This window comes from Quyinboa mangrovi, assembly GCF_042219825.1.
Lineage (GTDB): Bacteria > Bacteroidota > Bacteroidia > Bacteroidales > UBA5342 > JBHJHP01.
Window position 1 is genome coordinate 74,930 of record NZ_JBHJHQ010000003.1, and the last position, 25,848, is coordinate 100,777.

The 25,848-nt window shown below is 39.2% G+C and carries 21 protein-coding genes; 7 read left to right on the plus strand and 14 right to left on the minus strand.

Annotation, left to right across the window (positions count from 1 at the left end; all coding sequences use genetic code 11):
- Positions 1 to 77 precede the first annotated feature (77 nt).
- The 5 genes from ACE1ET_RS06425 to cysK all read left to right on the plus strand — a co-directional run bounded on the left by ACE1ET_RS06425 (position 78) and on the right by cysK (position 4,235).
- On the plus strand, positions 78 to 689 hold the full coding sequence (locus tag ACE1ET_RS06425; RefSeq protein ID WP_375727550.1) for a BamJ family beta-barrel-assembly machinery protein: 612 nt from the start codon (positions 78 to 80) through the stop codon (positions 687 to 689).
- A gap of 94 nt (positions 690 to 783) precedes the next feature.
- Positions 784 to 1,245, plus strand: a complete 462-nt coding sequence (locus ACE1ET_RS06430) for a peptidylprolyl isomerase (RefSeq protein WP_375727551.1) — start codon at positions 784 to 786, stop codon at positions 1,243 to 1,245.
- Positions 1,246 to 1,252: 7 nt separating this feature from the next.
- On the plus strand, positions 1,253 to 1,624 hold the full coding sequence (locus tag ACE1ET_RS06435; protein WP_375727552.1) for a DUF3127 domain-containing protein: 372 nt from the start codon (positions 1,253 to 1,255) through the stop codon (positions 1,622 to 1,624).
- Between the two features lie 11 nt (positions 1,625 to 1,635).
- A complete protein-coding gene (locus tag ACE1ET_RS06440; protein WP_375727553.1) occupies positions 1,636 to 3,240 on the plus strand; it encodes a S41 family peptidase in 1,605 nt (534 codons plus the stop codon).
- A 71-nt stretch (positions 3,241 to 3,311) separates the two neighbouring features.
- On the plus strand, positions 3,312 to 4,235 hold the full coding sequence (gene cysK / locus ACE1ET_RS06445) for a cysteine synthase A (protein WP_375727554.1): 924 nt from the start codon (positions 3,312 to 3,314) through the stop codon (positions 4,233 to 4,235).
- A 46-nt stretch (positions 4,236 to 4,281) separates the two neighbouring features.
- Here cysK and fbaA read toward each other — a convergent pair whose 3' ends face one another.
- The 5 genes from fbaA to ACE1ET_RS06470 all read right to left on the minus strand — a co-directional run bounded on the left by fbaA (position 4,282) and on the right by ACE1ET_RS06470 (position 10,747).
- A complete protein-coding gene (fbaA, locus tag ACE1ET_RS06450) occupies positions 4,282 to 5,361 on the minus strand; it encodes a class II fructose-bisphosphate aldolase (RefSeq protein ID WP_375727555.1) in 1,080 nt (359 codons plus the stop codon).
- 196 nt (positions 5,362 to 5,557) lie between these two features.
- Complete coding sequence (locus ACE1ET_RS06455; protein ID WP_375727556.1) at positions 5,558 to 6,607, minus strand: LamG-like jellyroll fold domain-containing protein; 1,050 nt, start codon at positions 6,605 to 6,607, stop codon at positions 5,558 to 5,560.
- 173 nt (positions 6,608 to 6,780) lie between these two features.
- Positions 6,781 to 7,755 (minus strand): fibrobacter succinogenes major paralogous domain-containing protein, encoded by a 975-nt coding sequence (locus ACE1ET_RS06460; protein WP_375727557.1) that lies wholly within the window; start codon positions 7,753 to 7,755, stop codon positions 6,781 to 6,783.
- 27 nt (positions 7,756 to 7,782) lie between these two features.
- Entirely contained in the window at positions 7,783 to 9,438 is a 1,656-nt protein-coding gene (locus ACE1ET_RS06465; protein WP_375727558.1) for a pectinesterase family protein, read from the minus strand.
- A 262-nt stretch (positions 9,439 to 9,700) separates the two neighbouring features.
- Complete coding sequence (locus ACE1ET_RS06470; RefSeq protein WP_375727559.1) at positions 9,701 to 10,747, minus strand: LamG-like jellyroll fold domain-containing protein; 1,047 nt, start codon at positions 10,745 to 10,747, stop codon at positions 9,701 to 9,703.
- 294 nt (positions 10,748 to 11,041) lie between these two features.
- Here ACE1ET_RS06470 and ACE1ET_RS06475 point away from each other — a divergent pair, with 294 nt between their 5' ends.
- Positions 11,042 to 11,905: an SMP-30/gluconolactonase/LRE family protein gene (locus tag ACE1ET_RS06475; RefSeq protein ID WP_375727560.1), complete on the plus strand. Its 864-nt coding sequence runs from the start codon at positions 11,042 to 11,044 to the stop codon at positions 11,903 to 11,905.
- Positions 11,906 to 12,090: 185 nt separating this feature from the next.
- On the opposite strand, the gene ACE1ET_RS06480 is transcribed toward ACE1ET_RS06475, so the two are convergent.
- The 7 genes from ACE1ET_RS06480 to ACE1ET_RS06510 all read right to left on the minus strand — a co-directional run bounded on the left by ACE1ET_RS06480 (position 12,091) and on the right by ACE1ET_RS06510 (position 20,675).
- Positions 12,091 to 13,014 (minus strand): YeiH family protein, encoded by a 924-nt coding sequence (locus tag ACE1ET_RS06480; protein ID WP_375727561.1) that lies wholly within the window; start codon positions 13,012 to 13,014, stop codon positions 12,091 to 12,093.
- An 80-nt stretch (positions 13,015 to 13,094) separates the two neighbouring features.
- A complete protein-coding gene (locus ACE1ET_RS06485; protein ID WP_375727562.1) occupies positions 13,095 to 13,982 on the minus strand; it encodes a LysR substrate-binding domain-containing protein in 888 nt (295 codons plus the stop codon).
- Positions 13,983 to 14,125: 143 nt separating this feature from the next.
- On the minus strand, positions 14,126 to 15,559 hold the full coding sequence (locus ACE1ET_RS06490) for an MATE family efflux transporter (protein ID WP_375727563.1): 1,434 nt from the start codon (positions 15,557 to 15,559) through the stop codon (positions 14,126 to 14,128).
- Between the two features lie 301 nt (positions 15,560 to 15,860).
- Positions 15,861 to 17,501: a carbamoyltransferase C-terminal domain-containing protein gene (locus tag ACE1ET_RS06495; protein WP_375727564.1), complete on the minus strand. Its 1,641-nt coding sequence runs from the start codon at positions 17,499 to 17,501 to the stop codon at positions 15,861 to 15,863.
- Between the two features lie 5 nt (positions 17,502 to 17,506).
- A complete protein-coding gene (locus tag ACE1ET_RS06500; protein ID WP_375727565.1) occupies positions 17,507 to 18,481 on the minus strand; it encodes a hypothetical protein in 975 nt (324 codons plus the stop codon).
- A complete protein-coding gene (gene dacB, locus ACE1ET_RS06505; protein ID WP_375727566.1) occupies positions 18,478 to 19,866 on the minus strand; it encodes a D-alanyl-D-alanine carboxypeptidase/D-alanyl-D-alanine endopeptidase in 1,389 nt (462 codons plus the stop codon). Before dacB ends, ACE1ET_RS06500 begins: the two co-directional genes overlap by 4 nt.
- Positions 19,867 to 20,102: 236 nt before the next feature.
- Entirely contained in the window at positions 20,103 to 20,675 is a 573-nt protein-coding gene (locus ACE1ET_RS06510) for a hypothetical protein (protein ID WP_375727567.1), read from the minus strand.
- Between the two features lie 142 nt (positions 20,676 to 20,817).
- Here ACE1ET_RS06510 and ACE1ET_RS06515 point away from each other — a divergent pair, with 142 nt between their 5' ends.
- Positions 20,818 to 22,194 carry an alanine/glycine:cation symporter family protein gene (locus ACE1ET_RS06515; protein ID WP_375727568.1) on the plus strand — a complete coding sequence of 459 codons (1,377 nt, stop codon included), beginning with the start codon at positions 20,818 to 20,820 and terminating at the stop codon, positions 22,192 to 22,194.
- A gap of 727 nt (positions 22,195 to 22,921) precedes the next feature.
- Here the strand turns inward: ACE1ET_RS06515 and ACE1ET_RS06520 are convergent.
- Positions 22,922 to 23,350 (minus strand): acyl-CoA thioesterase, encoded by a 429-nt coding sequence (locus tag ACE1ET_RS06520; RefSeq protein WP_375727569.1) that lies wholly within the window; start codon positions 23,348 to 23,350, stop codon positions 22,922 to 22,924.
- Entirely contained in the window at positions 23,331 to 25,799 is a 2,469-nt protein-coding gene (lon, locus tag ACE1ET_RS06525) for an endopeptidase La (protein WP_375727570.1), read from the minus strand. The genes ACE1ET_RS06520 and lon overlap by 20 nt, the downstream gene beginning before the upstream one ends.
- Positions 25,800 to 25,848 lie beyond the last annotated feature (49 nt).

Here is a 25,848-nt window from a genome sequence, read left to right on the forward strand (position 1 = left end):
AAAATTTATTCGTCGTTGTATTGGTAGCCATTACAATAGCATCTTGCTCCAGCAATCAATCTTACAACAATGTTCCTATGAAAACTCAAGCAGACAGTACATTCTATCTGATTGGTTATAATTATGGAAGCGGCCTTTATAAAAACCGTTCCACTGTACCTGGAGATAGTGTAAACCTTGATTTGGTTGCCGCAGGATTTGTTGAAGGTGTCAAAGGGAATGACAGTAAAATAGACGTAGAAGACATCCAGGGCTTTATTAACAATTACTTTATGGCGGCTCAGAAAAAACAAGCTGAGGAAAACCTTGTGAAAGCGGAAGACTTTTTAGCTGAAAACGCTAAACGTCCCGGAGTAACTTCTTTAATGGATGGAAAACTTCAGTACGAAATCCTCAAAGAAGGTGACGGACCAAAGCCAACAGCAGATGATAAAGTTGCTGTTAACTACAAAGGAACATTTATTGACGGGAAAGAATTTGATAGTAATTTAGATCCTGCGAATCCTACTGTATTTGGCGTTAAGGGCGTCATTAAAGGATGGACTGAAATTTTACAGTTAATGCCTGTAGGTTCAAAATGGAAGGTATACATTCATCCTGATCTTGCATACGGTGCAAGAGGCAATCAATCAATTCCAGGCAATTCTGCTTTGATCTTTGAAATGGAGTTAATTGATATTAAAAAATAATATTAGCAAACGGTTTTAAACCGTTTTTGTAAAAATTTTCTTTTATTGTATCCCGGTTGCTCCCGCAGCCGGGTACATTTTTATTATAGAACTTATGTTAACAGCAGAATTTCATACATCAAAAGGCGTAATGGTGGCCGAACTTTACGAAGATGACGCCCCGAACACAGTAGAAAATTTCGTAAAACTTTCAGAAGACGGTTTTTATGACGGTCTGGCATTTCACCGTGTAATTCCGGACTTTGTGATCCAGGGCGGATGTCCTTTTTCAAAAGACATGAGTGATCCAAGAGTGGGAACAGGTGGACCTGGTTATAAAATTGATTGTGAACTTGATGGAGAGAAACAATTTCATGACCGGGGTGTTTTATCTATGGCTCATGCCGGAAGAAATACCGGAGGGTCGCAATTTTTTATTTGCCATAGTAGACGAAATACAGCCCATCTTGACAGAAAGCACACCTGCTTTGGGAAGGTATTTGAAGGAGTGGATGTAATTGACTCCATCAGGCAGGGAGACGTAATAGAAAAAATAATAATTGTAGAAAAAGACTAACATATCTATGAACTTTGAAATTGAAGGAAATCTTATTTTAAAAGAAAACGAACAGCAGATTTCGGATAAATTTAAAAAACGGGAGTTTGTAATTGAAGTAGAAAATGAACGAAATTCTGAGTGGAACGATTTTATTAAGTTTCAGTTAACTCAGGATAAGTGCAACCTTATCGATCAGTACAATAACGGAGATAAGATTAAGGTGAGCTTCAATATTCGAGGAAGGAAATGGGAAAAGAACGGTCAGGTTAACTATTTCTCAAATCTTGAGGCGTGGCGTATCGAAGGGGCTATGGCACAGAATTCACCTGTCCCTGCTGATATTCCTCCTCCGGATCTTGATAACATCCCTCCGGAAAACGACGATTTACCATTCTAAAACCAGGTATTATGATACGTAGAGCATTTCTTTTTGTGTTCCTTGCAACACTTGTATTATCAACCACAGCACAGAATTCGATCCGTTCTAAGGCAGATGTGCAACTGTACAAATTATCCGTTGCTGCCAGAACAATCGGGGCATATTACGTTGATACTGTTGATAAGGAAGAAATTGTAGAGGACGCGATAAAAGCAATGCTCGAGGATCTGGATCCGCATTCGGTTTATATGAACAGCGAAGAGGTTAAACGCATGAATGAACCGTTGCGGGGAAATTTTGAAGGGATCGGGATTCAGTTCAATATTCTGGATGACACCTTAATGGTTGTCAATCCTATTCCCGGGGGACCTTCCGAAAAAGTAGGGATACTGGCAGGGGACCGGATCATTTATATTGATGATGATATGGTTGCAGGAATCGGAATAACAAATAAGAATGTAACTGACAGGCTTAGGGGAGATAAAGGTACCGAGGTCACGGTAAAAATAAAACGGAATGGAACGAAGAAGTTATTGGAATTTACCATTGTACGTGATAAAATTCCGCTTCACAGTCTTGACGCAGCTTACATGGTTAATGACGATATAGGTTATATTAAACTGAACAGGTTTTCAGGAACAACACTTGACGAATTTTCAACCGCCCTTAATGATCTGAAAAAGGATGGAATGAAAAGTCTCATTCTTGATCTGCAAGGTAATGGAGGTGGATATCTGAATGCTGCAACTGGTCTGGCTGACGAATTCCTTTCAAACAATAAACTTATTGTTTACACAGAAGGTCTTAACAGTCCACGTCAAACCTTTCGCGCTACAAAAGGCGGAAAATTTGAAAAAGGCGAACTGGTGGTATTGATAGATGAATCATCTGCCTCTGCCAGCGAAATATTATCCGGGGCAATACAGGATTGGGACAGGGGACTGATAGTGGGTCGCAGAAGTTTTGGCAAAGGTTTGGTACAGCGACAGTTTAATTTACCAGACGGTTCTGCCATGCGCCTGACCACTGCAAAATACTATACCCCTTCCGGAAGGTTGATACAAAAGCCTTACAATCATGGCCGGGCTGAATACCGGAAAGAAATCATTAACCGGTATAATAATGGCGAACTCCTTTCAGAGGACAGCATACATTTCCCCGACTCATTAAAGTATAAAACGCTTGTCCTGAACCGGACAGTATATGGAGGTGGTGGCATTATGCCCGACGTTTTTGTTCCTATTGATACAGCTGTTATCACCGATTACCACAGAAGCCTGGTAGCCAAAGGCGTGATGAACAAAACGGTTTTAAACTATGTTGACAAACACAGACAGGAATTAAACAGCCTGTATCCTGACTTTGCCATGTTTGATACTAAATTTTTCGTGACACAGGATATGCTGGATGAGCTGATTGCGAATGGTGAAAAAGCAAAACTGGAATACAACGATGAGCAATTTAAACATTCGCTGCCGCTAATCTCTGCACAGTTTAAAGCTCTGGTTGCCCGCGATATTTTTGATATCAGTGAATACTACCAGGTAATGAATGAACAGGACGATATTTTTCAGAAAGCGGTAGAAATTCTTTCTAACTCAGGCATGCTGGAACAAAAACTATCTGAGAAATAGTAAGTGCTCTGTCAGTAGTTTCCACAATTTATTCCTGCTGATATTCTTGAAAAACATATAAAGTTATACGCATGAAAGTTGCAAATAGTGTTATTGATCTGATTGGTAATACACCACTTGTCAGATTAAATAAACTCACAAAAGGTATAGATGCTAACGTGTTTGTTAAACTGGAATCTGCAAATCCCGGAGGATCAGTAAAAGACAGACTCGGGCTTGCTCTTATTGAAGATGCAGAGAAAAGAGGTGTACTTAAACCGGAAGGAACCATTATAGAACCTTCTTCGGGTAATACAGGTATCGGACTTGCAATGGTTAGCGCTGTTAAAGGTTACCATGTTATCATTGTAATGCCTGAATCTGCCAGCATAGAACGCCGAAAGCTCATGGAGGGTTTAGGTGCTAAAGTTGTCCTTACACCTGCTACCGAAGGGATGAAAGGTGCCATAGCAAAAGCGAACGAATTACTCGAAGATATTGATGGTTCTTTCATGCCCATGCAGTTTGAAAATCCTGCTAACATAGAATTCCATAAACGTACTACTGCTGTTGAGATATGGAACGATACGGATGGTACGATAGATTTTTTTATTTCGGGCGTAGGTACCGGTGGAACATTTTCAGGGGTATCCACAATACTTAAAGAGAAAAAACCATCGGTTACAAATGTGGCGGTTGAACCAAAAGATTCGCCGGTGTTATCAGGAGGGGAGCCTGGATCACATAAAATACAGGGCATCGGTGCCGGATTTATTCCCGGGAACTGTAAAACAGAACTTATTGATGAAATTGTTCCTGTTTCAAACGATAACGCGTTTGAAACTGCCAGAAGGCTGATGAAGGAAGAAGGTATCATTTGCGGAATATCTTCCGGTGCTATAGTTTGGGCAGCACTATCGCTGGCAAGCTTACCCGAAAATAAAGGAAAAACATTTGTCGCGATTGTTTGCGACACAGGAGAACGCTATCTAAGCACGTCCCTGTTTCACGAATAAAAAAAGGCGCTTATTGAGCGCCTTTTTTTGTGAATGATACTATGGATTAATATGTATCAATATTATTAAGATCGTTAAATGCCTGCACTAAACGTGCTACCAATGTCTCCTCACCGGCACGTAACCATTTTCTTGGATCGTAATATTTTTTATTTGGTTTATCATCACCTTCAGGGTTTCCGATCTGTCCCTGCAGGTAATCATGATTCTTTGCTTCAAATATACGAACACCATCCCAGAAGGCCCACTGAGTATCAGTATCAATATTCATTTTAATTACACCATAACCAATGGCTTCACGAATTTCTTCGAGTGATGATCCCGAACCTCCATGGAATACAAAGTTAACTGGCTTGTCAACAGATAATCCATCTTTATCCTTAATATATTCCTGTGAATTTCCAAGGATGGAAGGTTTCAATACCACATTTCCCGGCTTGTACACACCATGAACATTGCCAAAAGAAGCAGCGATAGTAAAATTAGAAGAAACTTCGCTTAACTCTTTATAAGCATAATATACGTGTTCCGGTTGTGTATACAGTAAAGAGTTATCAACACTTGAGTTGTCTACACCGTCTTCTTCACCACCTGTAATTCCTAATTCAATCTCAAGAGTCATACCCATTTTGCTCATGCGTTTCAGGTATTCCTTGCTTATTGCAATATTTTCTTCAAGCGGTTCTTCAGAAAGGTCGAGCATGTGTGAAGAAAACAATGGTTTGCCTGTAGCTTTAAAGTTTTCCTCGCTGGCATCTAACAAACCGTCAATCCAGGGAAGTAATTTTTTAGCTGCATGGTCGGTATGTAAAATAACAGGAATACCATAAGCTTCAGCCACCGTATGAATATATTTAGCAGCAGCAATGCCACCTAAAATAGCTACTTCCTGGCCTTCACCAGATGCACCTTTACCAGCAAAAAATGATGCACCACCATTTGATAACTGTATAATTACCGGAGAATTAACTTTTTTTGCTGCTTCCATAACTCCATTCACTGAGTTTGAGCCAACAACATTAACTGCAGGAAGTGCAAACTGACCTGCCTTTGCTAATTCAAATACTTTGTTTACATCATCACCGAAAATTACACCCGGTTTAACATAGTCTGAAATTTTACCCATTGTATTTTATTTTTCTGTAATTAATTTTTTGCAAAAATAAGTTTTAAATGTTGAATAACATAAAATGTTTATCTAAAAAGCCTTAATAAGACGAAATTGTCAGGGATGTTCTCAAAAAGTGATCATAATTATAAAATCCTCACAATAAAAAACCCGGATAAATTTTACCCGGGTCTTTATTACCTGTAAATAAGTTTTATTGCTTAATAAAGCTGCCAACGTTAACTTTATTCTGACTAATTCCTTTTACAATATATTTTCCGTTTGAAAGATCATTTACATTTAATGTAACGTTGCTTTCAACATTGTTTACAGACTTAACCAGTGCTCCGGTTAAATTATAGATTTCAATGGTATTGAAATCAGATACTTCATGGATAGACAATGAGCTGTTAACAAAAGTTGGTTGAATTTTTAATGTTCCGATTGACACTTTAGGTGCATTAAAGCTGGTAGCTAAATTATTGTATAGTTCGGCAACCTCATCAGCTGATAACGCTTTGTTCATGATCATAACTTCATCAATAGGTCCCATGGTTACATTGGCACCGGTAACATAATTGCCAATCACCAAATCCTGCCCGGCTATATTTAAATCACCGGTTGCATCAGCCGCTTCGCCAATTAGCGCTCCATTAAGATACAAGTACAAATTACCAGCATTACGATCTCTCACGCCAACAATATTTACCCATTCCCCGGTAGGGTATGGATTGGCGAGATCAGCAATATTAACACCTAACTGGGTTTTACCTCCAAAATCATCATTATCATCAATTGCAAAACGTATTTCACCCTGTTTTGTTTGTATAGTATATCTGTATCCATTGGCATTATTTACGGCATTTCCTTCAAAGTCAGTTGCATCAGCTCCATTTGTACCCTTAATTATTTGTGTCTGTTCATCTAAGGTTGGATCAACAATTGCCCAAAGAGAAATGGAGAAAGATTCTGACGTAAAATTAATGGCAGTTAAATTACTCCCATCATCCTTAACCACCACACCAGCAATGTCACCGGTCACGTAGCTGCTAAAGTCAATAGCTTTACCTGAAATCCCATCAGTAAAAGTTACAGCATCACCTACGATTACACCGGTTGCTCCTGTTTTTGAATCCGAGGCCGTTTCGTCATCAAAGGACCAGTGGGAAACAATATTAGCATCAAAGGACAACTGTGCCTTTGTCACACCCGTACTAAATATTAAGGCAAAAGTAAATGCAAAAAGTAAATGTTTTTTTCTCATAATGTAAAATTTTATCGTTAGTAAAAATTGAAAAATAAATTTTATGCAATCGATTACAATATAAAAGTTATATATCAGGTTTCAAAATCCTGCGCGTTAAAATTGTTTTATAATGCATAATGAAAAATAACGAAAGCCTGAAATTTCAGACTCACGTTATTAACGATTAATATTTAATTTTTAACGCATCGCACACTGTTTCCGTTCCACTTCCAGGTGCCGGCCCGACGTATCTCCATCCGGTCGAACTGAATGTACCTGGACCAGGTATTGTCACTTTTCAGCCTGGTTGATGTCCACCAGGTTCCGAATATGCCTTCTCCATAAAAAATACTCTCATCATCCCAGGTGCGATCTCCGGTTGGCAATCCGTTAAACCCTGATTCACCAAACTGTTCATCGGAGATCAGTACGCCCTTCCCCCAAAGATGACTTTCGCCTGCCATTTTAGAACCTTCATTCGTACCGTTCCATCCGGTTTCTACGGTCTCTGTGGAGCTCATACCAAGCGACTGTTCCAGTATCTGCCACTCCATGTCGCTGGGCAAATGCCAGCCATCCGGACAGACTCCCTGCACACCGCTGGGGACCTCTGAACTGGTAAAACTCCCATTCATAGCCGCTCCCCAGTTATAAAGCGCACCATGACTTGCAGCATATGCAGCACTATCGTTATTATACCAGCAAAATGCAAGAGAATCAGTGTAAGCCCATGAAGAATCCGCCACACCATTAAATATTGGCTGACCGTCCGGATAATGTGTTACACGCAGATTTTCCGCCATCCATACCTGATTTCCTATCTGAATCGTTTTATACGTATTACCATCAATATCCGACATTTCACCATACACCGTAACACTTCCTAATTCAGATGTATCTGGCAAACAATCATCAACGGTGGAAATTACACGGAAATAAGTGGTTTGATCAGCCACAAATTCCAGTTGATCTGTTACTCCATTGATAACCTCCCATGTAATTTTATCATTCGATTTTTCCCAAACAACAGTTCCCTCTGTTCCTTCCAGTTTTATAATCACTGTCTCATTCTGATTAACTGCCCTGTTTTTATATCCATCTATCTGTGCCACGGAATATATTGTAGCCATAGTTAACAGGAATGTTATTATACTTATTCTTTTCATTTTCCAATGTTTTTATTTGTTACCGGATTATTTTAAAATAACTATTCCTGAGTAATTTTTATGCTCAGAATGTACATTGACCATATATTGCCCTGCACTAAATCCGGACAAATCAATTACGTTATCCATCCTTATTTGGTCCGCACTTAATGCTTCTGAATAAATCCGTTGACCCATAAAATTATAAACCTGAATCAATACAGGCTCCTTATCCGGATATCCCCGAAAACTTAACGTAAACCTGCTCTCGGCTGGATTTGGAAAAACGGACAAACCATCACTGATTGAAATCTCATCAGTTGCATCATAGCAATCATAAATATTCTGGTTTAAAATAATAGGTTTGATGTCATAAGGTATTTCAAGGTTGATGGTCTGATCATTCTGGATATTTACAGTATAAGCTTTGTGCGTCGCTTTATATTTTGAACTCACGACCACTGTTGCAGCACCCGGAATCTCCTTCGGATAGATGATCCTCACTTCCATATCTGACGACACAGGAACAGCTTCCAGTACAGGCCATTCTGTTGTTCCTGATGGTAACGTCACCGTTATAGCTTCGTTTGCAGGATCAAATCCCGGCACATCCTCACCATTCAGTTTAAGTGCTGAAAGATCCGCCTTGGTGACATCTTCATCCAGAAATGATTTAAAATACTTTTTAACAGCAATATATAAGGGATCTTCTGCCACATCCGGCGACCATTCTGTTTTAATTAAAGCCGGATAATTATTTGTGCCAAAAACAGTATCCATAACATAAACACTTGCCTCTTCATCGTTTAACCTTTTACTGTAGCTTATCCTGTTATCTGTAGCAGATCCGGGACCATAATTATGGTATTCATAAAACTGCACATTGCCGATATCATCAGGATTATACCAGGTATTATCCCAGCCCAGCGGACTGATACAATCGGTCAGATAACAATTCATAAACATCACCTTGGGATAGTCTTTCCAGGGTCGTCCGAAGTAAACATTCCTCACTCCATATTCAGCTGTTACCCAACAATTCTGAAAGACATATCCAAACCTGCTCCTGGAACTGGTGCTGGCAGCAGTTATCCAACTGCGGTCTCTCAGGTTATGGATCTGGCAACTGTCAAAAATAACCGTACTGTTTCCAAAAATATAATCCACGGCTCCTATAATAAGGCAATCTTTAAAATAGTTACGGTAAGGCGTTCCTGAATAGTAGGTATCCTGAAAACCGATAAATCTGCAATGCGCAAACTGTTGCCTGTCTTTTGTGGCTGTAGCCAAGGCTTCCGCCTGGTTTCCAACGCCGTAACTGTTTTCGATGGTCAGATTTAAAGCCAAAAAGTCTTCTGAAGCAATCTTCACAGATGCTGTCCCAAACCCACCATCTCCATGGGTTGGTTGAGCTGTAATAATTGTATGATCGACATCCTGACCAACGATGGTCAGATTTTTAACTGTTGAACTCACAGAAATTATTCCCTCATATACGCCATTCTTTACATATATTACAGCATCCGGAGTGGCAGCTTTTTTAATGGAGTCTATGGCAGCCTGAACCTGGTCAAAATGACCTGAACCATCCCTGGCAACGATCAGGGTTACCTTATCAGCTATTTCGTTATAAAGCTGATCCTGTGCCTGTACAGCTATGGTAAACAAGAACAGTATCAGAATAAACGTTATATTTTTTTTCATCTAAATGTGTTTTAATATTCACTATTCAAAAAAGTTGATATTTCAGGATTTATTAAAGGTCAGCCTTACATTGCATTTATCAGATTCCGGTTAATGGTTACATCGGAATCGTTCCTTTTAATCCTGATAATACAGAACAAAGGCATTCATGATTCTGCAATTAATGCAAAACAGCCCATCACATAACTTTCATTATGCCGATGGGCTGATACATTATCTAACCTTAATAAGATTTTTTTCGCGGATTAAACGTAATTCCGTATTACTGCTTTACAAATTTAGAAGCAACTACAGAATAATCCGTACGATAAGCTTTCACAATATATGTTCCCTTCGACAAATCAGACACATTCACACTCACACTTGGAGCCATAGAAGTATCAATGATCTTAACCACCTGACCTGTCAAAGCATAAACCTTAACTTTAGTTAAGCGTTCAGCGTTATTTATGGTTAACATATTACTGTAAGGATTCATGAAAACAGTAAGTTTTTCCACTTGTTTACTGTCCACGCCCACAGTCATATAAGCATCGTAGATTGACTTGATCTGCTCTGAAGTTAAAGCAACATTATATAGCTGCACTTCATCAAGGGAACCGATATAGTTACTTCCCCAGAACGGATCTCCTGACCCTCCTGGCGTTGTTTGAACACCTGTGGCTACGCTACCAAACGTCAGGTCTTCATTATTATGTAAACTGCCTGACATGGTATTGGCAGCATCAGAGATTAACTCTCCGTTCAAAAAGGTATATAAAAATCCTGCGTCTTTATCAAATACACATGCAATGTGATACCAGGTATTTTCATCCCAGGTAAATCCGTCAGGAAGATCCCCAGCCGGTGAAGGTAATTGAGATTCATCCCACAACATAAAACGAATTTTACCATCCTTTAATGAAAGATGATACCATCCACCATCAATACCGTCTGTTACAAGAAATGGGACACCTTTACTGATAATAGAATATTCAGTATCACCATCCGGCGACATAGGACTCTTAACCCAACACATCATAGAGAAGCTCCCATCAATGTCAGCCACACCTGACCCGTCAAATCTTGCATACGCAGGATTTCCATCGGTCTGAGAAAAATCAAGAGCTTTCCCCATGTATCCATCTGCCCATGTTGCTTCAACAGCATTGACCAATTCACCATTTGTAGTTCCCAATTCATCACTAACAGTAGTACCTGTTCCTTCATCGAACTTCCAGTATCCCACTAATCCTTCCTGCGTTTGAGCTAGTCCAACGGCAGTTGATACCAGAAATAATAACATTAAAAATTGTAAAGGTTTTTTCATAATATTACGTATTTAAATTAACAACTAAACTTGCACTACAAATTGAGAAAAAAATAAAAAAGAACAGGTTTTTTGTCAGTTTAATTTAGGGAAAGTTTTCCCAAAAAGCGGGATAAATATTATGAAAATTGATTAATTGACTCAATAGATTCCCAATACTCCAATTCCGTACTCTGAAATTCTTCGCTGACTGTCAGTAATTTACACAATATTTTTTCAACTTTATTATTCTATAAACGTTTAATGTTAGAGTAATATCTATTGTTTTTGTGAAACTTCTTAATAATTAATAGTATGAAATATCTGGTTATTCTTTTAAGCATTGCAGTTTTTATTTCGTGTAAATCAAAACCAAAACAAGCTGAAGAAACTGTAAAGTACAGTCTTGAAAAAATCTGGGAAACGGACTCACTTCTTACAACTTCTGAGTCTGCCGTATTCGATTCTGTACATAATGTGATCTATGTTTCCTGTATAAACGGTGACCCGAGGACAAAAGACGGAAATGGCTTTATTGCCAAAGTAAGCCCGGAAGGGAAAATAATTGACCGATACTGGATTACAACTCTGGATGCACCAAAAGGTCTGGGGCTCTACAAAAACATACTGTATGCAGCGGACATCGACAATATAGCTGTTGTGAATACAAGTGAAGATAAAATCATGGAGCGGCTTCCTGTATTCAATGCAGGAATGTTGAATGACATTACTGTAGCACCCAATGGCAGAATCTATGTTTCTGATATGGATTCTGATAATGTATACACTGCGTTGGATGGTGAAGTTGATCTGTTTCTGAATAAAGAGATCAATCGTCCAAATGGATTACTGGATCAAAAAGACGATTTATTGATTCTTTCCATGAGTGACGGAGAACTTTATTCGGTTGATTTTGACAGTATGACAAAATCAAAAGCTTTGGATGGTTTACCAAGCGCAGATGGTATTATTGAGGTTGCAGATCAGACTTATATCGTATCAAACTGGAATGGGGAGTTAACCCTGATTACTCCCGACATGAAAAAGCAATCTCTCTTAAATACGATAGACAAAAAGATAAACACAGCAGATATAGGATTTATCAAGGATAAAAATATTGTTTTGGTGCCAACCTTTGGTCATAATACACTTGCTGCTTATAAGTTGGTAAAAAAATAGCATTCAGAATAATACATATTAAAAAACTAAACGACCTCAGCACAAGGAACAGAAACAGATATCCACTTAAAAACTGCCAATAACTTTTTGTTCAACCGTTTGTCAATAAAAATTATGGAAGACAGAATGATTAAACATAAATGCCGTACTAGTAATTTCCATGGTTAATACGACGGAATAGAAATCTATCGTGTTAACAAATAAAGCGATGTTGACCCAATAATAAACCATAGCATAATACCCAATGCGAAACTTTTTATCCCGGCTTTCTTAATCTCTGCTACAGAAATATTTGATCCGATAAGAAACAGGGCAATAACCATTCCACGTTTTCCCAGCCACGAAAAATGAGCAAATGTATTCTTCATTTCCGGGAAAAGATATGCGACAACCACTGCGACTGCAAAAAGCAGAATAAACCAGGGGAATTTTATTCTACCTGATGTTTTCCCCTTATTAAATAGTGCAATGACTACCGACAAAGGAATGATCCACAAAGCCCTGATCAATTTCACTGTTGTGGCAACCTGCAATGCTTTTGAACCATAGGTGGCCCCGGCCCCGACAACTGAACTTGTATCGTGAATAGCAATAGCAGCCCAGTTCCCAAATTGTTCCTGACTAAGGTTTAGGTAATGGCCAATAACCGGGAAAATGAATAAGGCGATAGCGTTCAAAACAAATACAGTAATAAGCGCAAATGAAATCTGATTGTTTTTTGCATTTATAACAGGAGAAACAGCAGCGATAGCACTTCCTCCGCATATTGCCGTACCGGCAGAAATAAGCAACGCTGTCTTCGGCTCAACTTTTAACAGCCATCCCAAAAGGATTCCTGACGACATAACCAGTGTTACTGATATGGCAGTTTCTGCAAAACCGGTTTTGGAAGCAGAAAGTACCTGGGCCAAATTCATTCCAAATCCAAGCAAAACAATAGAAGCCTGTAAAGCATACGAAGTGTATTTATGAATGTTTTTATGCGTAATTCCCAAAACAGAAAACAGAATACCTGTCAGCAAAGCAATTGCCGGCGTCATAAACGGAAGCAGGCAAACAAACAATACAACTCCATAAATGGTTTTGGCATGTTTTCTAAAAAAGGTCATACGGTTCGTCTTTTAAAGTTTGCGACAAATGTATGAACAGATTATAATCAGATCAAATAGAAAATAATTATAAACTATAACTAAAAATTATAAGAATACAGGAAATCCATAAATAGTTTTGGGGTGAAAGAAGCATTTCCCTGAAGCAGAGCAATCCTGAATTTACGGTTAAACTGAATGCCTTTCAGGCTAATCTTTACAATTTCTTTTAGCTGCAGTTCTTTTTCTATAGATTTCTCCGAGACCAAAGCAATGCCATCAAAGTCCAGCAGAAAATTTTTAATGGCTTCAGTACTTCCAAGATGAATCAGAATGTTCAATTTATCAAGAATAATATTGTGCCGTTTCAGGGATTTCTGGATCACTTCCAGTGTTCCCGAACCTTTTTCCCTTAAAACAACAGGAATTTCTTTTAAATCGGCAGGAGAAATAACTTTGCGTTTAGCATAAACGCTGTTACTACTGGCTACTGCAATAATTTCATCGTCCCAAAAGTCGATGTAGCGTATATTCGACTTTGACGATTCATTCTCTACCAAAGCAATATCAACTTCATTTTCTATCAACTTTTGTTCCATCTCGAACGAATTCCCATTCAAAAGGTACAGCTCTATTTGGGGATACCGTTTATAAAATGCAGCCAGAGCCTTTGGAATAACATATTGCGAAATTGTAGAACTTGCCCCTATTCTCAGCGATCCTTTAAAATTATTGTTAATCTGGCCCAACTCAAATTCAATTTCGCGGTACTGTTGCCTGATAACTTTAAGATAATTATACAACAGCTTACCCGGCTTAGTCAGGTAAATTCTGTTCCCTTTCCTTTCGAAAAGCGCCGTCTGATATTTCCCTTCCAGCTCCTTAATATGATTGGTTACAGCCGGCTGACTTATTAATAATTCTTCGGCAGCTTTGGAAAAGCTCAAATTTTCGGCAACGGACAAAAATACAATATCTCTAAAGTTCATAGTCCTTTTAAATACTGAGGCACTATTTTAACAAAAATAACTGAATTACCGGTCAGGATCACAAAATAAAGTAGCTATAACAAGTTACTCACCGGGTGATCATTACAAACTTTGTTGCATTCAACCGGTGAGTATTGTTATTATTATACCTCTTTTAATTTCCACTTTCCTTTTTTGAAGGCCATATAGGCGAAAAAGGTCATAATACTTTCAGCTGTTATAATGGCAAGATAGACACCATGCTGTTCCCAGCCCACCCAATTAGATAACAACCAGGCCAACGGTATTTCGAACAGCCAGAAACTGATTACATTAATCCTGAAAGGTGTCCGGGTGTCTCCTGCCCCATTCAAAGCAGAAACCATCACCATTCCAAGTCCGTAAGAAAGAAATCCCAGACTGATGATTCTCAGGCCTTCCGATCCATACCTGATGATTGTTTCGCTGGAAGAAAAAAATTCCAGAAATACAGAAGGGAAAATCACCAGGATCAGTCCAAGAATTCCCATAGTAATCATATTTGTTTTGCCAACTATCCATACCGATTTCTCGGCCCTGTCGTGTCGTTCGGCACCCAGGTTCTGCCCTACCAATGTAGAGGCAGCATTTGCTATTCCAAAACATGGCAACAAAGCAAATACAACAATACGCAGTGCAATTGTATAACCTGCCAACACATCACTGCCATAAATGGCAATTATGCGCACCAGAATGATCCAGCTGGATGTTGCTACAATGTACTGACTGATAGAGCCCCATGACAGATCCAGCAGCTTTTTTATCAGCTTTTTATCCGGTAGCAGACTAATACCTTTAAATTTAATACGCCCTTTGCCTTTTATCAAAAGATAAAGCTGCAGAAGTACTGCAAGACTCCTCCCTATAGTTGTTGCCACAGCAGCACCTTCCACTCCCATTTCGGGAAACGGTCCGATTCCGAATATGAGCAAAGGGTCAAGGATTATATTGATGCCATTGGCAAACCCCAGCACATACATCGACAGCACAGGATTTCCGGCACTACGAAATACGCCGTTAATAATAAACAGTAGAATTATACTCAGGTTTCCGCCCAGCATCACCGATGTATATCCAGACATCTGATCAATGATTACCTGCTCAGCTCCCATTAACCGCAGAATGTCTTTGGCAAAAATTATTCCAGGGACGGCAATCAGAGCCGAAATAAATACCCCGGTAATGATGGCCTGATAAGCTGATCGTGCAGCAACGCCATATCGCTTTTCTCCAATCCTTCGGCTCACCATGGCTGAAACGCCGGTACTTAATCCTATACCAAGCGCATATACAATAGTAATCAGCGACTCTGTAATGCCAACAGTGGCTATTGCCTCTGCTCCCAGCTTACTCACGTAAAAAATATCTGCAATGGCAAATACAGATTCCATCAGCATTTCCAGAACCATTGGAACTGCCAGAATAAATATGGCTTTGTTGATGCTTCCGGTAGTAAAATCTTTTTCGTTACCACGCAGGGCATCCATAATGTCATGTTTGATTTCCCTGTAGTTTAAGCGGGTAGTTCTTTTTTTTATATTTTGTTTCAGTTTTTCCATTTTTGTTGCCGTAATCGATTTTTATGTCGGTTAATATTCTCTGAATAAACAGCATTATTCACTCGTTTTGATAAATCCGGTAAGTACCGATATAATAATTCGATTGTCTTCATAACAATTCCTCCTGATTAAAAGATTAATAAATAAAAAAATAAATGGTAAATGTGGATGTGGGGTCTACTGTTTAGCAGACCAGATCCGGGGTGATATGAAAGCGATTAATTTTCATGATGCGCAAATTTATGAAAATTAATTTTTGTACGCCAAATAAATTTTATGATAGTCACAAAATGAATTGAACTTATCCGATGAATTGCATCTTCCCATTTACTATTAAGCCATCCAGCTTCATAGCTTTGACTGCATCTATTGCATCGGTTTTAGTATGCACAATGGGTTCTCCCCTCTGATTAAAGGAGGTATTAATCAAGGCTTTGATGTTATATTTCTGATCCAGTATTTTCAATAATTCGTACATCCATGGATTATCCTCCTTTCGAAACAATGCCTGAATCCGGGCAGTACCATCCACATGCGTAGCACCTTCCAACTCATTCTTATGATGTGTAACCGGAGCATCGTACAGCATATATTTCTTTAAATGATGTGCCAGCGTATTTGTAAAATACGGCACATTTTCTGCCAGCATAAGAGGTGCTACAGGCCTGTACCATTCACGTTGCTTCATTTCACAACTCACTTTTTGAGCCAGTGATTTGGAATCTGCCCTGGCAATAATACTCCGGTTACCTAAGGCTCGCGGACCGCATTCGCCATAACCATTACATATGCCAAAGACTTTGCCCCGTGCAATACCATCCGCAACATTGCTGACCACTCCAGTATCTATTTCTACTTTATAGTCTTCAATTCCCCATGAGTTAATATACGGCGGGATTTTTTCTATTGTATTCCCTTTTTGATATTCCATAAAAGCCGCTGCACCAAGTGCCAGTCCGCTGTCATCCGTACAAGGTGGAATATATATCGAACTAAATAATCCGGAATCTACTAACCTGCTATTCGCAATTATATTCAAAGCTGAACCACCGCTGTAATATAAATGATCAGCTCCTGTTTTTTGTTTCAGCATTCCCATCTTCGTCAGTAATGTTTCCACCCAATACTCATGCATGGTGGCAGCAACATTCTGTATGTATGGATTATTCTGATCATACTCGTTCAGCTTAATTCCAAACTCCTTCTCTGATGATTTAAGGAAAAAAGAAGGTTTACCCCAGGTATCCTGAAAAAACTTATGCTGTTCTAAAAATGCACGAATCTTTTCATCCGGGTCACCATATCCTGCAAATCCCATAAATTTTCCCGGAACACTGTGTTGATCTGTAAATGTTGCTCCTATAATATTAAACGTAAGCGCATTTGCATTAAAAAGTGAACTTAACTGTTTCAGTTCCCAGTGGGCTTCAACAGGAATCAGTTTTTTATTTTTAAAATGCCAGGCAGAAAAGTTGCTTTTACTGGCTCCACCGTCAAAATGAATTAACAGGCTGTTTTCCTTAAATCCTTTATAAAAAGGCAGATTAGAAAATATATGTGCCAGTTCATGGTTTACCACATAAGCCTGCTTCGGACCATCAAGAAACCAGCAACCTGGCTCTTCCAAACCGGCAGATAATTCTTTTACAGGACCAGCCTCCACCCGGATTTTACCATCATTTGTAATAAAGCTTCTACCCTGCACGGAATCAACAGAGACCAGGTCAAAATCCTTTTTCAATAATCCGGCATCTTTCAGTAAATCATATAAATGATCCTGCAAACGGTTATCGCGCTTTATCCTTGTTTTACGTTCAAGGTGCAGATATTTCATTAGCTTACCATCCTGCATGACGGCGATAGCATGATCGTGCGCATACGCAATTGTACCGGCAGGATAGCATTCCGGAATGGCATATACGGCAACAGTTGGTTTTCCCATCCGGATCAGAATTTAACGATGAAACTGATCAGCAACATGATAAGATAGGTGTAGTACATCAGTCGTTTTGCCCTTACACTGATGCGGATCCAAAGACCTGAAAGTATTATTCCGGCTGAAAGTGAGCCATAAACGAGACTGGCCTGCAACGGCAGAATCCCAATAATAAATAACAGAAAATTAGCCAGCATAAACACAATAAAAATTTCCATGCTGCGCCGCGAAATGGTATTCAAACGTTCCCGGTATCGCAAAAATGAAAAAAAACCAATAACAACAAACAGTGCTACACCCAAAAACATGGGCCAGAAACCATCAGGAATGCTCTGCATATCCCAGCCTTTAAACTGCATGGTTTCTTTAATCGGGATAAGGATTGTATCAACTGACCCAAACACATAAAATGCCCCTAGAACTATCATGTATGGCAGAATCACCCCCAGTAAAGATGCCTGAAAAGCCCTGAAATTAAAACTTTTCTGCATTGATGCAGCAATCCATAACACCGGAAGAAAAAATAAGACCTGGAACTGTATAAAACTGCCTATCGAAAGGATTAATGAAGCATTAATAATGTTATATCTGTTATCGCTACCTTCTTTGATGGATAAAATCGCATACAGTGAAAAAAATACAAATAAAAAGCTGAAATGCGTTGCACATAATGTTTGCATATACGGTCCGGCTACGATCAGTGTTCCGGCAATAAAATAAGGGAAATAACTTCGTTGCGTAAGAATGATAAACCTGTCGTTGATTATATAGGAAAAAAATGCAATGATATTGGCAATCACAAACAGAGTAACCGCATTCACATATTTATTTTCAGAAAATCTGCTGACCAGAGAATCTGCCAAAGGCAAAAACTTAATTGTTGGATGATAATCATAAGGGACATACAGATTCAGTACAATAAGTGCTATGGTTAATAACACTGTAGTTAAAATGGATACTGATTTTAAATAGTGACTGATTATCATAATGTCTCAATCATTTGGCTCAGCCAGGCCTCAATATCCTGGATGACTTTTTTTTGTGAACATGTAAATTTATTCACCATTATCGAAAATGCAAATGTCTTCCCGTCTTTTTTAATATATCCTGCATAACAGCGGGTATTGTCCATTGATCCGGATTTGGCAAGAACTATCGCACTTTTTAAATCCCTGAGAAAATAACTGACCGATCCTTCTCTGCCTGCCTGTGGAATGGTTTCCATAAATGGTTTACCCGCTCTGCCGGTTGTAGCCATATAGACCAGAACATCTGTCATAAACTTTGCAGACACTGCATCGGAAGGCGACAAGCCTGATCCATCATACATAAAACATGATGCCGTAGGGATACCTCTTTTCTCCCAGAATGTTTTCAGATCATTGGTAATTTGATGAATATCTCCGTCTGGCTGCAATGCTCTGAACAGATGTTCAGCAAAAAGATTGTTACTATTAAAATTTACATTTTCAGCAATCTCATGTAACGAAGGCGAAAGGGTTTCTGTAATTTTTAGTCCGGCCTGAACCGGATTGTAAGAGAGTACCACATCTCCACTCACCTTGACTCCTGAAGTCAATAGCTTTTCTTTCAGCATTTCCAGTAAAACCTTCGGGGGATCAGGAATTGAACCCTTTATGGGAAAGTCAATTTTATTGGCAGGAACTGAACCTCTAACGACCCTTTGCAGCTCAAATGGTCCTCCATAAATATAAGCGCTGTCCCTAATCAAAGGACTTCCGACTGCCTCTATATTAAACGTCATGCCTTTGATCTGAGGATCAACAGAAGCAACCCTTGCTTTAGCACCAACCTTTGCAGGATAAAATGTTAATGTGTAATAGTTATCAAAACAACTTAAAGGATATACACCCGCACCATAGTAATTCCCAATATCCTCCCAAATCCACCTTGATGGGATGGGTTCAGGGTAAAATAATGAAAGGTCAGCAACAATATCCCCTTTTATTTCCGTAATTCCTTTATTTTTAATTGCTGTGACCCAGTCTTCTAAAAAGCTGTAAATATTACTGTTAAAATATCGGGATCCCAAAGTTGGATCACCACCGCCTTTTATGATCAGATCACCCTTCAGGACTCCTTTTACTGGCATAGCTGAAGCCAAAACCTCAGTTTTAAACCGGTAATCCTTCCCGAGCTTTTCCAAAGCTGTGGCTGTAGTAATCAGTTTTAATGTTGAAGCCGGGACCAAACTTTTATCCTGGTTTAATGATTTAACCGATTTACCGGTTGCAACATCAACCACAGAAAATCCTAAAGATGCATGTTGATATTCCTCAGTTTGAAATTGCGAATGGCATTTAAATGCAAAAAATATTAGACTAATTATGATGAAACCGGATTTTCCCATTCAGAGTTTTTTGTAAAAATATTCAATATAATGCAAGCAGGAAAATAAAAAGCAGAGAGTACCGGTATATTGACGAAAATTACAGGGCTTCAACTAAAAAGACTGTTCAAAAGTCAATAATATTCTCATAGCCTTTTTAAACTTAAATTCCCTAAAGGAAGTCGCTGAAAATCAGGCTCCCTTCAGGGGTTTGGGGTAAACCTGATTATTAGATAATCTTATGCCTTCAACAAAGGTTATCCCGTTCGTTTTCCTTTAAAACTGTAATGGAATAAAACCACTTCTATTGCTTTCAGGATCGCTTTATTTATGGGTAACATAGGAACGCATAGCGATCTGTCAATATCCATTAACCGGTAATAAAATTCCGACATTACTGGTGGATTAACAGGTGCGGCAGCTATTTTATTGCCTTGTCCCTCCTTAATTATTTTACAGGTAGACAATTGAATCTCACCATTTTTATTCGAAAACCCTGAATACCCAAACATGCGGCATATCAGTCCACGGTATTTATAATTAGAACAACCCTTAATTTCACCTCCATTTACCGCAAAGGGAACAAGTAGTTTACAAATAGTATTGAACCCATTGTTCTGAAGCTCATCATAAAACGTTTCCGCTTCACCCTTTTTATAAAGATCATATGCTAATGGCAAAAACTCAAGAACGGTCGCCTGAATATCAGGTTTTGTACAACAGGAATAACAATTCAGCTCACAGAATATATGAGAACTTTTACGGTATGATACAACAACCTTATCGGCTTCCGCAAATACTTTGCGCACTGCCAGAACTTTATGGTACATTCAGAATTAAAAATCATTCTGACGCCAAAATTATACATAAAACAATTTCCATATTCAGGTGATAGAAAATATTTTTCAAATCAATTAATACACACATTTTCAGATCATTACATGTTTATTTTTATTTCCGTATATTCGTAAAATGAGTAGAATAACACAAGTCGCCATCGAGTTTAGCAATTTTGTATGGGGAACACCCCTTTTGATCCTTTTACTTGGTGGCGGTTTATTTTTCCTGATCTACTCCCGTTTAATTCCTGTACGCTATATTGGCCATGCCATAAAAATCCTTTCCGGGAAATACGATAATAAAAACGAAAAGGGCCAGATCAACCACTATCAGGCCTTGTCTACTGCATTGGCGGCAACCATCGGAATGGGGAATATCAGCGGTGTTGCAGTAGCAATAACAATGGGTGGCCCCGGAGCCATTTTCTGGATGTGGATCAGTGCTTTGCTCGGTGTATCGACAAAATTTTTCACCTGTACGCTGGCTGTAATGTACCGCGGAAAAGATTCAAGGGGTGAAATTCAGGGTGGTCCCATGTATTATATCACCGAAGGGCTCGGGAATAAGTGGAAACCTATGGCTGTGTTTTTTGCATTCGTGGCTTCTATTGCTGTCTTCCCTATATTTCAGGCGAACCAACTTACGCAGGTTATCCGCGATGTGGTTTTGATCCCAAATAATTTAGGCGGAAACTTTACGACAGACCTGATTACAGGCATTGCCATTTCTGCGTTAATGGCTGTGGTTATTTTCGGAGGCATTAAGCGTATTGGAAAGGTTACCGGTAAATTAGTTCCGCTAATGGTTGTCATTTATGTTGCCCTGGTATTATTTATAATCTTTTCTTCACCGGATAAAATTTTGCCCGCATTTAAACTGATTTTCGAAGATGCGTTCAGCGGTGATGCCGTTTTGGGTGGCGCCGTAGGAGCCATAATCATAACCGGTGTTAAACGAGCCGCATTCAGTAACGAAGCAGGTATGGGAACCGCACCACTCGCTCATGGAGCAGCCAAAACAAACGAACCGGTTCGCGAAGGACTCGTCGCCATGCTGGGACCCATTATTGATACACTGATTGTGTGTACCATGACTGCCCTCGCGATCATCGTTACCGGCGTATGGCATTCCACCGATGTGGACGGGATTACTTTGACAGCCATGGCTTTTGACGCGGCACTTCCCGTCTGGGGACCTTATATTCTGATTGTTTGTGTATCATTTTTTGCATTATCCACACTATTTGCATTTCCTTATTACGGATCCAAATGTGTATCATTTATGTTCGGACACAGGTATATAAATCTGTATAACGGATTAAGCGCTGCTTCGTCAATTGTAGCTGCGGTAATATCCATTGACCTAGTTGTTGCACTTATCGACTCAGCGTACGCCCTTATGGCATTCCCGAATATGATAGCTGCCTTGCTTCTGGCTCCTAAAGTAAAACATGCCTCAAAGTTGTATTTTAAAAAACTGAAAATGGGCGAATATAATTCTAATATTTGATACAATGTTTGACCCTTAACAGGGTCATGGATTTCCTTCATTATTGGAACTACAAATATTGGACTCCTACGGAGTCATAATTAGAGTAATACTTTTATACCGTAAACATATTGAACATTGAAGGAAAACATATTTAAAGCAAAAACTGACAACGACATAAAGTAAATAGGCAAAATAAACAGGTATAAATTTTTCATGGCAGGAAGGTTTTGGTGCATTTTCTTACAGCAGAAATCAAATTGATACTGTTGCTCAATACATTCTTAATCAAAAAAAACATCACAAAATAAAATCCTTTAAAGAAGAATATATAGAGTTTCTGGAGAAATTTCAAATCGATTATAATCTGAAGTATTTATTCAATTGGGTTTGACCCCATCCGGGGTCATGTTTTATTGAAGGATCATTTTTCTACAAATGTAAGACTCCTACGGAGTCATAATCATTAAAATGCTTTAAAACCGTAAACGTATTGAACAGTGAAGGAAAACATATTTAAAGCAAAAACTGACAACAACATAAGGTAAATAGGAAAAATAAACAGGTATAAACTTTTCATTTTTGAACGATTTATGTTTATCTTAGAAGAATACAAAAATTCAAAGTGAGATAATACATAAAATGACCTCGTTAGAGGTCAAACATTTGTAGAATGAATTGAATGAAAATAAAAAGGACTCCTGCGGAGTCCTACATATACCTTAATAATCCCTTCCTTTTTTATTGCTCACAATCCTTCAAAACCCTCAATAGCTGAACGCCATTTGTCTGCCAATTGCAAAGACTGGCTGGTTTTGGGATCAAAGCCTACCATCACCGATTTGCAGGTAGCTTTAATTTCACCGGTCTCTTTATCTGTAAGGTGTTGCATCATTTTCAGACTTTTATTACCCAACTTATAAACCTTAGACAGCACCTCAATTTTCTCATCCAGAAAAATAGGACGCATAAACTCAATATGAGTAGATGCAATAATCAACCGGGCATCGTGCCAGTCCACAGGCTGATTATCGTTCAGCATGTTGAAATAATGCATCCTGCCCTGATCAAAATACTGGGAATACACCGAATTATTCACATGTCCAAGTCCGTCAATATCGTTAAAACGGATCTGAACCTCAGTATTTACCTTAAAATCAATTCTTTGAAGCTCCATGGTCTGAAAAGTCAAATTTTACCGGATGATCCACTTTTTGTTTCAAAAGTGCCAGATCAAGTACCTCTTTTACATTTGAAACAAAGTGGAACTTCACTCCCTTTATATAGATATCTTTAATTTCATCCAGGTCCTTACGGTTCTCTTCACACAAAATAATTTCAGTAATACCCGACCGTTTTGCAGCCAGAATTTTCTCCTTAATTCCACCAACCGGCAACACTTTACCACGCAGGGTTATCTCGCCCGTCATTGCCAGTCCCTTTTTCACTTTCCGTTGTGTAAAAGATGAAACCAAAGAGGTCAGCATGGTTACACCTGCCGAAGGACCGTCCTTTGGAATAGCTCCTTCAGGCACATGCAAGTGCACATTGTAGTGTTCAAAGATACGCTGATCCAAACCAAGTTCCTCGTTATGAGATTTAATGTATTCAAGAGCAAGCATAGCTGATTCCTTCATCACATCGCCAAGGTTACCGGTTATTGACAAACGACCTCCCGAGCCTCTGCTCAGGCTGGATTCCACAAATAAAATTTCTCCCCCAACGGCGGTCCATGCCAGACCGGTTACTACACCTGCATATTCATTTCCCTGGTATTCTTCTTTTGAAAAACGTGATGTGCCAAGATATTCTTTAATATGCTCAGGGTTAAGCGTTTTTTCAAACGGCTCTTCATTTGCAACTTTTCGTGCTAAACGACGCATCAGAGTAGCCAGTTTTTTATCCAGTTCACGCACACCCGATTCACGGGTATATCCTTCAACAATAGCTTGTAACGTTTTATTCGGGATCTTAACCACACCTTTCTGAAGCCCATGATTCTCCATCTGACGCGGTACAAGGTGACGTTTGGCAATCTCCACTTTTTCCTGCATGATATAGCCACTCACGTCAATCACCTCCATACGATCAAGTAATGGTTGAGAAATTGATGCAACCGTGTTAGCCGTTGCAATAAACATTACCTTACTCAGATCATATTCCACTTCAAGGTAGTTATCATGGAAGGTATTATTTTGTTCCGGGTCAAGCACCTCTAGCAATGCAGATGCCGGATCGCCACGAAAGTCCGAACTTACCTTGTCAATCTCATCCAGAATAAACACCGGATTTGAAGTGCCTGCTTTTTTGATATTTTGAATAATGCGTCCCGGTAATGCCCCTATATACGTTTTACGGTGACCACGAATCTCTGCTTCGTCGTGTAAACCACCGAGCGACATCCGTACATATTTCCTGTCCAGTGCTTTTGCAATCGATTTCCCCAGTGATGTTTTACCAACTCCGGGAGGGCCTACTAAACACAAGATAGGCGATTTCATATCATTTTTCAGCTTCAGAACAGCCAGATATTCCAGTATTCTGTCCTTCACTTTTTCAAGTCCGTAATGATCCTTATCCAATATTTTCTGAGCCCTGTTCAGATTGAAATTATCTTTGGAATACTCATCCCACGGCAATTCAACCAAAGTAGAAACATAGTTTGACTGAACCGAATAATCTGCTGCTGCCGGATTCATCCGTTCCAGCTTGGCAACCTCTTTATCGTATACATCACGGATTGCCTTACTCCACTTTTTCTTTGCTGCCTTAGCATTCAGTTCGCGTATCTCAGCTTCAATAGGATTTCCACCCAACTCATCCTGAATGGTTTTCATCTGCTGATGCAGGTAATACTCGCGCTGCTGCTGATCGATATCCACACGGGCTTTAGCCTGAATATCGTTTTTAATTTCCTGTAACTGTGCTTCACGCGCCAAAACCTCCAACAACTGGTAGGAACGGTCTTTGATTTTATCGCGTTCAAGCAGTTTTTGCTTATCCTTTATTTTAAAGGGAAGATTAGAGCTGATAAAATTGGTCAGAAACGGCAGTCCGTCGATATTTTTGATGGCAAATGTTGCTTCGTTCGGCAGATTATTAGAACCGGAAACAACCTTAACGGCCAGATCCTTTATGGCAGCTACCAAAGCTTCGTTCACATCACCTTCATCTACATTCAGAATATCTTCACGGTGAGTAATTTTAGCTACAATAAACGGATCAGTTTTTACAAATTCCACCAGATTAAACCGTGCCCTTCCCTGAAGAATAACAGATGTTGATCCATCAGGCATTTCCAGAATTTTAGCAACTTGTGCAACTGTTCCAACAGCGTAGAGATTTTCTGCCTTTGGATTATCAGTGTTCACTTCGCGTTGGGTAATCACACCAATGTAAGTCCCGTTGTTAAAAGCTTCGCGAACCAGTCGCAACGATTTTTTTCTTCCCACAGAGACCGGCATAACGACTCCCGGAAACAATACCATGTTTCGTAGCGGCAATATTGGCAGGGTGTCAGGTAATTCCGACACTTCAAAGATTTCCGGATTATTCTCGTCAACCAAAGGGATAAACCCTGCTTCACCATCCATCATATCCGTTAAAAATATATTATCTAAGCGCATGTAAATTATTTTTCAATAAATTGTGACAAACTGTCACGCCCGATCCGTT